The following is a 12448-nucleotide window of genomic DNA, read 5'->3' as shown; positions in this document are numbered from 1 at the left end:
GCGCTCGAGCAGGGCAGTGGCGGTCACGGTGTGAGAACAACCGCTCAGCCGGGAGGATTCCCCACGATCTCGCGCACGATCCACTCCAGGGTGGCCTCGAGCACGACCGCGAGGGCGTCCTCCTGGCTGATCGGGGCCGACTTCGGGACCCGCAGGGAGTGGTCCGCAGCCGGTACGACGGCCAGGTCGAGGTGGCTCGGGAACTCCGCCGGCGTGCCGAACGGGTCGTTCTCCCCCTGCACGACCAGCGTCGGCATCCGGGCACCGAGCAGCTCGGTGAGCCGAGAGCTCTCGGGCCGGCCCGGCGGGTGCAGGGGGAAGGACAGCGCGAGCACGCCCTTCGCGCCGACCGACCGCGCGATCCGGCAGGCCGACCGCGCGCCGGCACTGCGGCCGCCGACGATCAGCGGGGTGCGCATGCGCATCGCGTTCATCACGGCCAGGAAGCTCTGGTCGATCAGCTCCGGGCGCGGCGCCACGCGCTTGCCCTGCAGCCGCCAGGGCATCTCCACCAGGGTCACCGAGATCTCCTGCTGGGGAAGCGTCCGGGCGAGCCGGACGAGGTCCGGGGCGTCGATGCCGCCGCCTGCTCCGTGGGTGAGGACCAGCGTCGCCACGGGGCGCTTCGCGCGGCGGACGACCAGGCGGGCGTCGCCCTGCGGCGTCGGGACGAGTCGCTCCGGGGGCATCAGCTCTCCTCCAGCGCAATCGGCTCGACCAGCTCCGGGCCGTTGTTGGCCACGTTGGAGACCAGGGTCGAGACCGGGTAGGCCTCGAGGAGTCCGGGCTTCGCGGGCTGGAGCAGGCCGAGCAGGGAGTCGCGGTCGTGGTTGTCCGGATCGAGCCACGCGTCGTACTTGTCGGGGGTCAGCATCAACGGCATCCGGTCGTGGATCCGGCCGAGGTCGTCCTCGGCGTCGGTGGTGATCACCGTGCAGGTCCAGAGCCAGCGGCTCGGGTCGTCGTCGGCCTTGGAGGGGTCGCGCCAGAGCTCGTAGAGCCCGGCCATCGCCAGGATCGAGCCGTCCTTGGGCCGGATGAAGAACGGCTGCTTGCGCGGCTTCCCCGCCTTGGTCCGGCCCAGCGGGGAGTCACCCTCGGGCTCGTACCACTCGTAGTAACCGTCGGCCGGCAGGATCGCCCGGCGCCGCTCGAACGCCCGCCGGAAGGCCGGCTTCTCCGCGACCGTCTCCATCCGGGCGTTGATCATCCGGCTGCCGATCTTGGGGTCCTTGGCCCACGACGGCACCAGGCCCCAGGTGACCACCCGCAGCTGCCGCTCCGCAGGCTCCTCCGGCTCGTCGTCCGACGCGCGCCGGGGCGGCCGCTCGACGACGGCGTACACCTCTTTCGTCGGGGCGACGTTGTAGTCGGCCTCGAGGCGCTCCGGGAGCGCGGTGTGGATCTCGAACTCCTCGACGATGTCCTCGGGATCCCGGCTGGAGGCATAGCGACCGCACACGCGGTCAGCGTACGGGAACCGACCGGTCCGGTACCGAGCACCGGAACGGGGCCGGACCGCGTGCCCCCAAGCCATGCGGTCCGACCCCGTTCTTCAGGGCTGTGCTCCCCCTGCGGGGCGCTCCCTAGGTGCGGGCCAGCTCGTCGAGCAGCGCCGCCGTGGCGGCGTGCGACGACGGCAGGCCCTCGATCCAGACCCGTACCGCCCCTCCCGGCGATGCGGTGTCCGCGATCAGGTCTCGCAGGACCACGACCCGAAGGCCGAGGTCGTCGGTGCGCGGTGCCAGCACGAGCAGTCGGCTGGGCGTCGCCTCGCCGATGCTCTCCTCCCCCGGGAACACCAGGCGCGCACGATCGGCGATGCGGGCCATCACCAGCGCGCGGCTGATCTGCCGCTCCCCCTGCGCCGGGTCGCGCTCCCACTCGAGTGCCGGCAGGTCGAGCACGACGAGCGCGTGCCCCTCCGCTGCCGGCGTCCCGCTCTGCTCCGCGCCGCGCTGCAGCTCGGCCAGGCGCGCGCGCAGGTGCGCGAGCGTGGCCAGCCCCGTGAGCGGGTTCTCGCACGAGACCTGGTGCAGGTAGCCCAGGGTCTCGTCGCTCCACGCCACGCTCATCGCCTCCGTCGAGGCGAAGTCCGGCTCGCTGCCGAGCGCCTGCGCAAAGGTGGACCGGAGGCTGTCGAGCGCCTCACTGAGGTCGACCCCGTCTCGGGCCAGCTCCCGGCCCACCACTGCACAGGCGGCGTGCACCCGGGAACCCGCGACCAGAGCCTCCCCAACTGCCTCGAAGCGTGCGGGGAACCGCAGGCGTTCGCGCATCTCCTGGCCATCGTCGCGGGTGGTGAGCGTGCTCTTGCGCGGACGCAACGGCGTCGTGAAGAGACCCATCACCACTCCTTTCCCGGTTTCACGTCCAGCTCGGTCCGGCCCCTCCCGTCCGAACTCGCACAGGAAACGGGGGTCCGCGGCGTTCATGACGCGGAATTTCAGGCCGGTCCCAGAATTTTTTTCTGAGCGACTCCGGATCACCCGGAGGCGATTTGGTGTGAAGATGGCGTTACCAATCGTCCGCAAATCCGTTATCGAGACAAATGACCGTTATCGACCAGATGACCTCCCGCCGGGAGCTGAGCGACGCCGAGCTGATCTCGAGCGTTCGCGGCGGTGACGTGTCCGCGTACGGCGACCTCTTCGCCCGGCACCGCGACGCCGCCACCCGGCTGGCCCGTCAGCTGGTCCCCGGCCCGGACGCCGACGACCTGGTCTCCGAGGCCTTCGCCAAGGTCCTCAACGTGCTCCTTGCGGGCGGCGGCCCCGACGTCGCGTTCCGCGCCTACCTGCTGACCGCGGTACGTCGGCTGCACGTCGACAAGATCCGGGCCACCTCGCGGGCGACCCCGACCGACGACCTGACGCCGTACGAGAACCCCGAGCCGTTCGCCGACACGGTCATCGCCGGGTTCGAGGGCGGCGCCGCGGCCAAGGCGTTCGCCAGCCTGCCCGAGCGCTGGCAGCTGGTCCTGTGGCACCTCGAGGTCGAGGGCCAGAAGCCCGCCGACATCGCGCCGCTGCTGGGGATGAGCGCCAACTCCGTGTCCGCGCTCGCCTACCGGGCCCGCGAGGGGCTGCGGCAGGCCTACCTCCAGATGCACACCGCGGACCTGGTCGACCCCGACTGCCAGTGGACGCACGCCAAGCTCGGCGCCTACGTGCGCAAGGGGCTCTCGCGGCGCGACGTGCAGAAGGTGGAGAACCACCTGGACGGCTGCCGCAAGTGCACCGCGATGTACCTCGAGCTGGACGAGGTCAACTCCTCGCTGGCCGCCCTTCTCGGCCCGCTCGTGCTCGGCGGCGCCGCGACCGGCTACCTGGCGTCGACGGGCGGCGCGAGCGCCGCCGCCGGCGGCGTGCTGGCCCTGCTCGACCGCGCCAAGGACGTCGTGCTCGCCAACGGCCAGGCGGTTGCGGCCGTCGGTGCTGCCGCAGGCGTCGCCGGGGTCGCGACCGTCGCGGTCGTGCTCGCCAACGCCGGCACCGGCACCCCCACGGCCTCACCGCCGCGCCCGGCCGTGACTGGAGCGCTCTCGCAGCCGTCGAGCCCGCAGCCGACGCCGCACCACCGGACCCAGCGTGTCCGGCCGGCGGCTCCGAGGACGACGTCGGCACCGCAGGTCGTCTCGACGCCGCTGTCGACCCCCACGCCTTCGACCGCCCAGCACACCGCCACCACGAGCCACCCGGCCAGCAAGCCGACCAGCAAGCCGACCACGCGCCCGGTGGTCCTGCCGCCGCACCCGACCGTCTCGTCGGTGCCGGCCCCGCAGGTGCGCACCGCCGACCTCAGCATGCGGCTGACGTTCTCGGTCCGCGTCGGCCCCCTCACCAAGGCCCAGGACGGTCTGCTCGGCTACCTCAACGCGAGCATCGGCGGCGTCCCTGCCGGCCAGAAGGCGACCGTCACCGTTCGCGTCGTCGGCGGTCGCCTCGTGTCCCGCGCAGGCGCCTGCCGGGCCACCGGGTCGTCGGCGACCTGCGACATCGGCCCGGGCGCCCCGCCGCTGGAGTTCAACGTGATGGGCGTCCCGGTGAGCGCCACGGCGACCGTCTCGGTGCCCGGAGGCTGGACCGACCCGACGATGTCCAACAACAGCGACACCGTCCTCCTCGGGCTGCTCAGGCTCGGTAGCCTTCACCGGTGACGCGTGCTCCCGTGACCGACCCCTGGCCGGCCCCGCTGGCGCGCGCCCCGATCGAGGCACGCGTGTCGCTGCCCGGCTCGAAGTCGCTCACCAACCGTGAGCTGGTGCTCTCCGCGCTGGCCGACGGACCGGGCGTCGTACGCCGTGCGCTGCGCTCGCGCGACACCGACCTGATGGCGGCCGCCCTCACTGCGCTCGGCTCGACGGTCGACACCTCGGGAGACGACTGGGCCGTGACGCCGGGGATCTCGGCCGACGACGACCGCGAGGTGGCGGTCGACTGCGGCCTGGCCGGCACCGTGATGCGCTTCGTGCCGCCGGTCGCGGCGCTCCGGGGTGGTGAAACGGCCTTCGACGGCGACCCGCACGCCCGCAACCGGCCGATGGCCGAGGTGCTCGGAGCCCTGCGCTCGCTCTGGGTCACCGTCCGCAGCGAGACCGACCGGCTGCCGTTCACGGTGGTGGGCAGCGGCCGCGTGCGCGGCGGGCGCGTGGCCGTCGACGCCTCGAGCTCGAGCCAGTTCGTCTCGGCGCTCCTCCTCACCGCACCCCGGTTCGAGGAGGGTCTGGACCTGCGTCATGACGGCGGCGAGCTTCCCTCGGTGCCGCACGTCGAGATGACCGTCGAGTGCCTGCGGGCGCGGGGCGTCGACGTCGACGACAGCCACCCGAACCGCTGGGTGGTCTCGCCGGGCCCGATCGCGGCGCGTGACCTCGCGATCGAGCCGGACCTCTCCAACGCGGCGCCGTTCCTCATGCTCGCGATGACCAGCGGCGGCAGCGTGACCGTCGCGGACTGGCCGACCGCGACCACGCAGGCCGGCGACGCCCTGCGCGACATCCTGGCCCGGATGGGGGCCGAGGTGACGCTCGACGACGCCGGCCTGACCGTCCGCGGCACCGGTGCCGTCCACGGCATCGACGTCGACCTCCACGACGTCGGCGAGCTCGCGCCCGCGGTCGCCGCGCTGGCCGCGCTGGCCGACTCACCCTCGCGGCTCCGCGGGATCGCGCACATCCGCGGCCACGAGACCGACCGGCTGGCGGCGCTCGCCGCGGAGCTGACGGCGCTCGGCGGCGACGTCACCGAGCTCGACGACGGGCTGTCGCTGCGCCCGGCGACGCTCCACGGCGGCACCTTCCACACCTACGCCGACCACCGGATGGCCCAGGCCGCGGTGGTGATCGGCTCCGCGGTGGAGGGGGTGCTCGTGGAGAACGTCGACACCACGGCCAAGACGTTCCCCGGGTTCGCCGGGGTCTGGTCGGGGCTGTTCACGCGATGACCCCGCGGTCCGTCGGGCGCTACGACTCCCACGACCCGGAGTCCTACGAGCGGCCCCGGCGGCACACCCGCCCGCGCACCAAGGAGCGGCCCGCGTACGACGACGCGGTGCCGGCCATCGTGGTCACGGTCGACCGGGGACGGTTCACCTGCCTGCTCGACGACGGCCCGGACAAGGGCACCGTGATCACCGCGATGAAGGCACGCCCGCTGGGCCGCAAGGCGGTCGTGGTCGGCGACCGGGTCCGGATCGTCGGGGACACCTCGGGCGCCGAGGGCTCGCTGGCCCGCATCGTCCTCGTCGACGAACGGCGCACGGTGCTGCGCCGCACCGCCGACGACACCGACCCCGTCGAGCGCGTCATCGTCGCGAACGCCGACCAGCTCGTCATCGTCGCCGCGCTGGCCGACCCCGAGCCTCGACCGCGGCTGATCGACCGGGCCCTCGTGGCGGCGTACGACGCGGGCATGGAGCCGTTGCTGTGCCTGACCAAGGCCGACCTCGCCGACCCCGCGACGCTGATCGGGATCTACCGGCCGCTCGGCGTCGAGCACGTCGTGACGCAACGCGGCGCCGACCCGGCCAACGTGCGCGAGCGGCTGGTCGGCCGCACCAGCGTGCTGGTGGGTCACAGCGGGGTCGGGAAGTCGACGCTGGTCAACGCCCTCGTGCCCGACGCGGGACGGTCGACCGGAGTCGTCAATGCCGTCACGGGTCGCGGACGGCACACCTCGACGAACGTGCTGATGCTCCCGCTGCCCCGTGAGGGCGGGGGCGGCGGAGTGGACGGCTGGATCGTCGACACCCCGGGCATCCGGTCGTTCGGCCTCGCCCACGTGGACCCCGACCACCTCATCGAGGCGTTCCCGGACCTCCACGACCTGACCGCGGCGTGCCCGCGCGGGTGCACGCACGCGTCCGGTGAGCCGGAGTGCGGGCTCGACGAGGCCACCGGCGACCAGGCCGACCGGGTCGCGTCGTTCCGGCGGCTCCTCGCCAGCCGCGAGTCGTCGGAGTACTGAGTCAGCTCGTCGGTGCCCAGAGCGAACGGGCACCGGCGTCGCCGGTCAGGTAGACGTAGACCAGCGACGCGACCGCGACGGCGACGACGGCCACCTGCAGGCCGAGCACGAGGACGGGGCTGACCTGCAGCCTCGCCAGCCGGTCACCCGCGGGCATCGTCAGGGCGGCCAGCACCACGACCACAGCCAGGCCGAGCACCAGCCAGACCAGCACGTTGGCGCGCTGCTGGTGGATGTTGAGCCACTTGTTGTGCAGGCCCTGTGCGGTGAGCTTGGCGAACAGGTTCCGACCGGTGATCCGCGCCGCCCAGCAGGAGCCGGCGGCAACCACCACCAGGACGGCCGCGGGCCAGCGGAGCAGCTCGCGCCACCGGGCGACCAGGACGAACACGAGAGCCGCGAGCGCGGCCAGGGGCGTGAACACGACGGCGGCATGGACGACGAGCGGGTGCAGCGGGATGCCGTGGAACTCCATGGGTGCAGCCTTTCGAGAGTCGTCCGGAACGGGTCACCAGCCTGCCCTACGGATCCGGCGGCGGCGAGGTTCAGCACGCCGGTCAGCGGCTCGAGGTCGCGCTGCGCATACCCTGTGCCCATGCCCCTTGACCACACCGACGACCTCCGGCTCGCACACGTGCTGGCCGACGACGCGGACGCGCTGAGCATGGCGCGGTTCAAGGCACTCGACCTGCACGTGATGACCAAGCCGGACCTCACGCCGGTGACCGACGCCGACCAGGCGGTCGAGGAGGGCATCCGGCGCACGCTGTCCCGCGCCCGCCCGCGCGACGCGGTGTACGGCGAGGAGCAGGGCACCACGGGCCACGGCCAGCGCTGCTGGGTCGTCGACCCGATCGACGGCACCAAGAACTTCGTGCGCGGGGTGCCGGTGTGGGCCACGCTGATCGGCCTCATGGTCGACGGCGAGGTCGTGGTCGGCGTGGTCTCCGCGCCCCAGCTCAACCGGCGCTGGTGGGCGATGCGGGACGGCGGTGCGTGGACCGGGAAGTCGCTGCTCCGGGCGTCCCAGTGCCAGGTCTCGGACGTCTCCCGGATCGAGGACGCCTCGCTGTCCTACTCCTCGCTGGGCGGCTGGGAGGAGCGCGGCCGGCTGGAGGACTTCCTGGCCCTGGCACGGCGCTGCTGGCGCACCCGGGCGTACGGCGACTTCTGGTCCTACATGCTCGTCGCCGAGGGGGCGGTCGACCTCGCCGTGGAGCCCGAGCTCGAGCTCTACGACATGGCCGCGCTCGACGTGATCGTGCGCGAGGCCGGAGGCATCTTCACCTCGCTGGACGGTGAACCCGGGCCGACGGGCGGCAACGTGCTCGCCAGCAACGGCAAGCTCCACGACCAGGCGCTGGCCTTCCTCGGTTCGGTCGACGAGGAGTCGCGGCAGGCCCAGCGTGGTGGCGGGCAGGTGCACGACCTGTCCGAGCGTCGGCGGCTGCTCGAGGAGGCGCAGCCGGTCGACGACCGCGACTGAGCCGGACGCGTCCGCCCTGGCGGACGCGCGACCTGTCCGAGCGTCGACGCCGCCCTAGCGGACGCCGAGCAGGTCGACGACGAAGATCAGCGTCTCGCCGGGCTTGATCACGCCGCCGGCACCGCGGTCGCCGTACCCGAGGTGCGGCGGGATGACCAGCTTGCGCCGGCCGCCGACCTTCATGCCCTCGACGCCCTGGTCCCAGCCGGCGATGACCTGGCCGACACCGAGCCGGAAGTCCAGCGGCGTGCCGCGGTTGTACGACGCGTCGAACTCCTCGCCGGTCGAGTGGGCCACGCCGACGTAGTGCACCGAGACGGTGCTGCCGGCGGTCGCCTCGGCGCCGGAGCCCTCGGTCAGGTCGGTGACCTCGAGGTCGGTGGGCGGCGGGCCGTCGGGGAAGTCGATCTCAGGCTTCTCGGTCATGCGGCCGAGCCTAACCGGCGGGACGTATCGCGGCGCGATCAGGTCTGGTGGACGTAGGAGTCGAGCTGATCGCGCTCGAACTCGACCTGGTCGATGTAGGCCTTGACGACGTCGCCGATGCTGATCACGCCGACGAGGCGTTCGCCCTCGCAGACCGGGAGGTGACGGAAGCGGCCCTCGGTCATGGTCTTGCGGACCTCGTCGAGGCTGCTGGAGGCCTCGCAGGTCTGGACGTCGGAGGTCATGATCTGGGCGACGGTCTCCTCGAGCGCCGCGTCGTTGCCGTCGAGCCGGCGCACGATGTCGCGCTCGCTGACGATCCCCTCGACCGCGGAGCCGTCGGTGCTCACGACGGCCGCGCCGATGTTGTGCTGGGCGAGCAGGGCGAGCAGCTCGCGGACGGTGGCATCGGGGCTGATCGTGACGATGTCCTGGATGGCCTTGTGCGCGATGACTTCCCTGATCTTCATGGTTCGAATCTAGTGTCCGCGGGAAGTGATGCCAACGGTCTGCCCGGCGAGGGACACCACGTCTCCCGGCACGAGCTGGCGGCCCCGGCGGGTCTCGACCGCGCCGTTGACCTCGACGAGCCCTTGCAGGAGCACCACCTTGGCCTCGCTGCCGTCGTCGACCAGGTCGGCCAGCTTGAGGAGCTGGCCGAGGCGGATCGAGGCGTCGCGGATCTCGACGGTCCGTGGCTCGGGCGTCTGCCCCATCAGCCCACCGCCGTCGTCACGGCGTGGATGACCACGCCGACCAGGCCACCGACGATGGTGCCGTTGATCCGGATGAACTGCAGGTCGCGGCCGACGTGCAGCTCGATCCGCTGCGCGGCCTCCTTGCCGTCCCAGCGCTCCACGGTGTGGGTGATCACGGCGGTGAGCTCGCCGCCGTAGCGGCGTACGACGAACACGGCGGCGTCCGCGCCCCAGCTGTCCAGCCGCGCCCGAAGCGCTGCGTCGCTGGCGAGCCGCTCGCCGAACCTCACCACCTCGGCGGTGGCGCGGGCGCGCAGAGGACCGTCGTCGTCGGCGAGGGCGTCCCGGAGCGCCTGGCGCATCGCGTCGAAGACCGCCATGCCGCTGGCGAGGAACTGCGGGTGCTCCAGGAGCCGGGTCTTCAGCCGCTCGGCACGCTCCTGGGTGCGCGGCATGCTCAGCAGATCGCGGGCGAGCTGCTCGAGCAGGCTGTCGAGGGCCTTGCGGGCACGGTGGTCGGGGTCGGCCCGGATGTCGGCGAGCCAGCGCACGGCCTCCAGGTGGAGCCGCTCGGTGACCAGCTCGTTCAGGCGGTCGGGCGCCCACCACGGTGCGCGCTCCCCGATCACCTGCGTGAACGTCTCCTGGTTGTGCACCAGCCAGTGGTGGCCCTCCTCGAGGGCGAGGTCGACCAGGCCGTGGTGCGCGTTGTCCTTGAGGATCTCGGCGAGCAGGTTGCCGGCGATCGGCGAGATCGGCTCCAGCAGCAGCCGGGGCAGCAGCACCTCCGAGACCAGAGCCTCGACGTCGCTGTCACGGAGGCGGTTCAGCGCGAGGGTGAGGATCGAGGAGCCCTCCTCGACCACGCGGGCGGCGTTGGCGGGGTCGCGCAGCCACTCCGCCGCGCGGGCGGAGATCTGGGCCACCGTGAGACGCTCGCGGATGATCTCCTCCTGCAGGAAGTTCTCCTGCACGAAGTCCTCGAGGCTGCGTCCGAACTCGTCCTTGCGCTTCGGGATGAGCGCGGTGTGCGGGATCGGCAGGCCGAGCGGGTGCTTGAACAGCGCGGTGACTGCGAACCAGTCGGCGATCGCGCCGACCATGCTGGCCTCGGCGCCCGCGTTGACGTAGCCCCAGAATCCGTCGCCGTGGAGCGTCACGAGGTAGACGACGGCGGCGAACACCAGCAGCGCGACGGCCAGCGACCGCATCCGGCGCAGCCGCCGCCGGCGCTCGGCGTCGGCGGCACCCTCGGGCAGGATCATCGACAGGGACATGGCCCCAGCGACGCTACCGGACCGGCCTCGCGAAACCGTGAGACGCCTTCCCGCGCCCCGGTACCGCGCCTACGCTCGGCAGGTGCGCTCCCCGCTGCGGGCAGGCGCGGTCGCAGGGGTAGCGATCGCACTCGTCCTCTCCCTCCCCTCGCTGACGGCTGCGCAGCCGTCGTCCGGGCACGACGGGCGGCACCGCCTCGCTCGGGCGCAGGCCCGGGCGCTGCTCGCCGACGTGCGGGCGGCCCTCGTGCCGGGGAGCCCGGGTCGGAGGGTCGCGAGCCGGCGTACCGACCTGACGATGGAGCTGCGCGACCTGCGCCTCGCGTTGCCGGCGCTGAGCCCGGCCGAGCGGGCGTCGGCGACCGCGCTGCTCGGCACGTTCCCGCCGCCGAGCTCGACGTGCGGTGGCCTGCTGAGCGGTGGCGTGATCCGCACGACGCACTTCTGCGTGCACGACGGCAGTGCCGATCCGGCCTGGGCGACGACCACCGCCGAGACGCTGGAGCACGTCTGGAGCGTCGAGGTCGACACGCTGCACTTCCGGCCGCCGGTCGCCGACGGTGACGGCCTGTTCGACGTCTACCTGCAGAACCTGAGCCCCGGCCTGTACGGCGCGTGCGCGCCTGCCCAGGACAGCGCGCACTCGACCGCCTCGTGCCTGCTCGACGACGACTTCGACCCGGCCGAGTTCCACGGCGCGCCCGCGATCAACTCGCTGGAGGTCACGGCGGCGCACGAGTTCTTCCACGCGATCCAGTTCGCCTACGACACCACCGAGGACACCTGGTTCATGGAGGGCACGGCGGTGTGGGCCGAGGAGCAGGTGTACGGCGAGGTCAACGACTACGTCCAGTACCTGCCGTTCAGTGCGATCACGCACCCGCTGACGCCGGTGGACTACAAGGGGGTCGACGGGTCGGACCTCTACTACCGCTACGGCGCCGTGCTGTTCTGGAAGTTCCTGTCCGGTGCCTTCGGCGACCCCGGGATCGTGCGGCGGGTGTGGGAGTACGCCGACGGCCCGGCGTACTCGCTCCAGGCGGTGACGTCGGCGCTCGCGGAGCGCGGCTGGTCGTTCCCCGCGGCGTTCGCCCGGTTCGGGGTCTGGAACACCCTGCCGGCGGGGTCGTACGACGACGCCGGCCTCTACCCCGGCCCGACGTGGTGGCAGGTCGTCGGCCTCGGACGGCACGCGCGCGACACCGGGACCCGCGCGGTCACGCTCGACCACCTGACCAACGCCGCCATGCTCGTCGTGCCGACCGGCCGCCTCCCGAGGCGCACCCGTCTCCGGATCCTCGTCGACGGGCCTCCCCCGGCGCGCATGGCGCACGCGACCGTCCAGCTGCGCCGTCGTGACGGCGCGGTCCAGGTGCTCGACGTACCTCTCGACGGACGCGGCCACGGCACCATCCGGTTCCGCTTCGACCCGCGCCGGCTCTCCTCCGTCGTGGTCACGCTCACCAACGCCAGCACGCGCATGGCCACCTGCGGCACGGACCCCGCCGACCGGTACTCCTGTGCCGGGTTAAGCGCCGACGACGGCCTCGCGTTCTCGGTGCGGGCGAAGCTGCGGCTGCCGCGGCGGCGATGACGGGGGCGGTTTTGAGGGCCGTCTGGGTCGTCGAGTTCCGGTCTGGGCCCGGGGTCCCGCAGCGACGACGAGGCGGTACGGCGTGGGGCTCGGTCTCGCTGTCGGGCGCGGGGTTCCCGGTGGTTGAGGTGCGAGCGCCAGCGAGCCTCGGCCACCCCGGGGCACAGAACCAGCCACAGGTGGTTGAGCCTGCCGAAACCACACGGTCGGGTTGCGGTCAGTGCCAGGGGAACGGGCAGCGACGACGGAGTACGGCGTCGGGCCGGGTCACGCTCTCGGCCGCCGGTCTGCGGTTGCTTGGTGGTTGAGGTGCGAGCGCCAGCGAGCCTCAAAACCACGCTCGTCGGGTTGCGGTCGGTGCCGGGGGCACCGGCAGCGACGAGGCGGTACGACGTCGGTCTGGGTCTCGCTCTCGGCCGCAGCTCTGCGGCGTCGTCTGGTGGTTGAGGTGCGAGCGCAAGCGAGCCTCGAAACCACCCGCCGGCACGGACCCAGCCACC

At 72.7% G+C, this 12448-nt stretch carries 13 protein-coding genes; 5 read left to right on the top strand and 8 right to left on the bottom strand.

What is annotated here, in order from left to right; all coding sequences use genetic code 11:
* Positions 1 to 44 precede the first annotated feature (44 nt).
* The 3 genes from EFL26_RS08575 to EFL26_RS08565 all read right to left on the bottom strand — a co-directional run bounded on the left by EFL26_RS08575 (position 45) and on the right by EFL26_RS08565 (position 2348).
* Entirely contained in the window at positions 45 to 689 is a 645-nt protein-coding gene (locus tag EFL26_RS08575) for an alpha/beta hydrolase family protein (RefSeq protein WP_123222489.1), read from the bottom strand.
* Positions 689 to 1462, bottom strand: coding sequence for an SOS response-associated peptidase (locus tag EFL26_RS08570; protein WP_123222488.1), 774 nt, complete (start codon positions 1460 to 1462; stop codon positions 689 to 691). Before EFL26_RS08570 ends, EFL26_RS08575 begins: the two co-directional genes overlap by 1 nt.
* A gap of 124 nt (positions 1463 to 1586) precedes the next feature.
* Positions 1587 to 2348, bottom strand: coding sequence for a hypothetical protein (locus tag EFL26_RS08565; protein WP_123222487.1), 762 nt, complete (start codon positions 2346 to 2348; stop codon positions 1587 to 1589).
* A 203-nt stretch (positions 2349 to 2551) separates the two neighbouring features.
* On the opposite strand from EFL26_RS08565, the gene EFL26_RS08560 reads away from it, so the two are divergent.
* From EFL26_RS08560 to rsgA, 3 genes are read left to right on the top strand one after another with little or no spacing between them, the layout of a single operon-like run.
* Positions 2552 to 4159, top strand: coding sequence for a sigma-70 family RNA polymerase sigma factor (locus EFL26_RS08560; RefSeq protein WP_123222486.1), 1608 nt, complete (start codon positions 2552 to 2554; stop codon positions 4157 to 4159).
* On the top strand, positions 4156 to 5445 hold the full coding sequence (aroA, locus tag EFL26_RS08555; protein ID WP_123222485.1) for a 3-phosphoshikimate 1-carboxyvinyltransferase: 1290 nt from the start codon (positions 4156 to 4158) through the stop codon (positions 5443 to 5445). Before EFL26_RS08560 ends, aroA begins: the two co-directional genes overlap by 4 nt.
* Entirely contained in the window at positions 5442 to 6467 is a 1026-nt protein-coding gene (rsgA, locus tag EFL26_RS08550) for a ribosome small subunit-dependent GTPase A (protein WP_123222484.1), read from the top strand. Before aroA ends, rsgA begins: the two co-directional genes overlap by 4 nt.
* 1 nt (position 6468) lies before the next feature.
* Here the strand turns inward: rsgA and EFL26_RS08545 are convergent, their stop codons facing one another.
* Positions 6469 to 6942 carry a DUF2231 domain-containing protein gene (locus EFL26_RS08545; protein ID WP_123222483.1) on the bottom strand — a complete coding sequence of 158 codons (474 nt, stop codon included), beginning with the start codon at positions 6940 to 6942 and terminating at the stop codon, positions 6469 to 6471.
* 120 nt (positions 6943 to 7062) lie between these two features.
* Between EFL26_RS08545 and hisN the strand changes: the two genes are divergently transcribed.
* Positions 7063 to 7953 carry a histidinol-phosphatase gene (gene hisN, locus EFL26_RS08540; RefSeq protein WP_123222482.1) on the top strand — a complete coding sequence of 297 codons (891 nt, stop codon included), beginning with the start codon at positions 7063 to 7065 and terminating at the stop codon, positions 7951 to 7953.
* Between the two features lie 54 nt (positions 7954 to 8007).
* On the opposite strand, the gene EFL26_RS08535 is transcribed toward hisN, so the two are convergent.
* The 4 genes from EFL26_RS08535 to EFL26_RS08520 are packed head-to-tail and all read right to left on the bottom strand — an operon-like array spanning position 8008 to position 10354.
* On the bottom strand, positions 8008 to 8379 hold the full coding sequence (locus EFL26_RS08535) for an FKBP-type peptidyl-prolyl cis-trans isomerase (protein ID WP_123222481.1): 372 nt from the start codon (positions 8377 to 8379) through the stop codon (positions 8008 to 8010).
* A gap of 38 nt (positions 8380 to 8417) precedes the next feature.
* On the bottom strand, positions 8418 to 8849 hold the full coding sequence (locus EFL26_RS08530; RefSeq protein ID WP_123222480.1) for a CBS domain-containing protein: 432 nt from the start codon (positions 8847 to 8849) through the stop codon (positions 8418 to 8420).
* 9 nt (positions 8850 to 8858) lie between these two features.
* Positions 8859 to 9095 (bottom strand): RNA-binding S4 domain-containing protein, encoded by a 237-nt coding sequence (locus EFL26_RS08525; protein ID WP_123222479.1) that lies wholly within the window; start codon positions 9093 to 9095, stop codon positions 8859 to 8861.
* On the bottom strand, positions 9095 to 10354 hold the full coding sequence (locus EFL26_RS08520) for a DUF445 domain-containing protein (RefSeq protein WP_123222478.1): 1260 nt from the start codon (positions 10352 to 10354) through the stop codon (positions 9095 to 9097). The genes EFL26_RS08525 and EFL26_RS08520 overlap by 1 nt, the downstream gene beginning before the upstream one ends.
* 82 nt (positions 10355 to 10436) lie before the next feature.
* Here EFL26_RS08520 and EFL26_RS08515 point away from each other — a divergent pair, with 82 nt between their 5' ends.
* Positions 10437 to 11948: an MXAN_6640 family putative metalloprotease gene (locus tag EFL26_RS08515; RefSeq protein ID WP_123222477.1), complete on the top strand. Its 1512-nt coding sequence runs from the start codon at positions 10437 to 10439 to the stop codon at positions 11946 to 11948.
* The last annotated feature ends 500 nt before the right edge of the window (positions 11949 to 12448 follow it).

The sequence above is a fragment of the Nocardioides pocheonensis genome, from assembly GCF_003725535.1.
Taxonomy (GTDB): domain Bacteria; phylum Actinomycetota; class Actinomycetes; order Propionibacteriales; family Nocardioidaceae; genus Marmoricola; species Marmoricola pocheonensis.
This window is presented reverse-complemented; position numbering and strand designations above follow the sequence as displayed.

Coding starts and splice junctions, on each gene's coding strand:
- EFL26_RS08575 (WP_123222489.1), bottom strand. CDS start 689: ATGCCCCCGGAGCGACTCGTCCCGACGCCGCAGGGCGACGCCCGCCTG.
- EFL26_RS08565 (WP_123222487.1), bottom strand. CDS start 2,348: ATGGGTCTCTTCACGACGCCGTTGCGTCCGCGCAAGAGCACGCTCACC.
- EFL26_RS08560 (WP_123222486.1), top strand. CDS start 2,552: ATGACCGTTATCGACCAGATGACCTCCCGCCGGGAGCTGAGCGACGCC.
- rsgA (WP_123222484.1), top strand. CDS start 5,442: ATGACCCCGCGGTCCGTCGGGCGCTACGACTCCCACGACCCGGAGTCC.
- EFL26_RS08545 (WP_123222483.1), bottom strand. CDS start 6,942: ATGGAGTTCCACGGCATCCCGCTGCACCCGCTCGTCGTCCATGCCGCC.
- hisN (WP_123222482.1), top strand. CDS start 7,063: ATGCCCCTTGACCACACCGACGACCTCCGGCTCGCACACGTGCTGGCC.
- EFL26_RS08535 (WP_123222481.1), bottom strand. CDS start 8,379: ATGACCGAGAAGCCTGAGATCGACTTCCCCGACGGCCCGCCGCCCACC.
- EFL26_RS08530 (WP_123222480.1), bottom strand. CDS start 8,849: ATGAAGATCAGGGAAGTCATCGCGCACAAGGCCATCCAGGACATCGTC.
- EFL26_RS08525 (WP_123222479.1), bottom strand. CDS start 9,095: ATGGGGCAGACGCCCGAGCCACGGACCGTCGAGATCCGCGACGCCTCG.
- EFL26_RS08520 (WP_123222478.1), bottom strand. CDS start 10,354: ATGTCCCTGTCGATGATCCTGCCCGAGGGTGCCGCCGACGCCGAGCGC.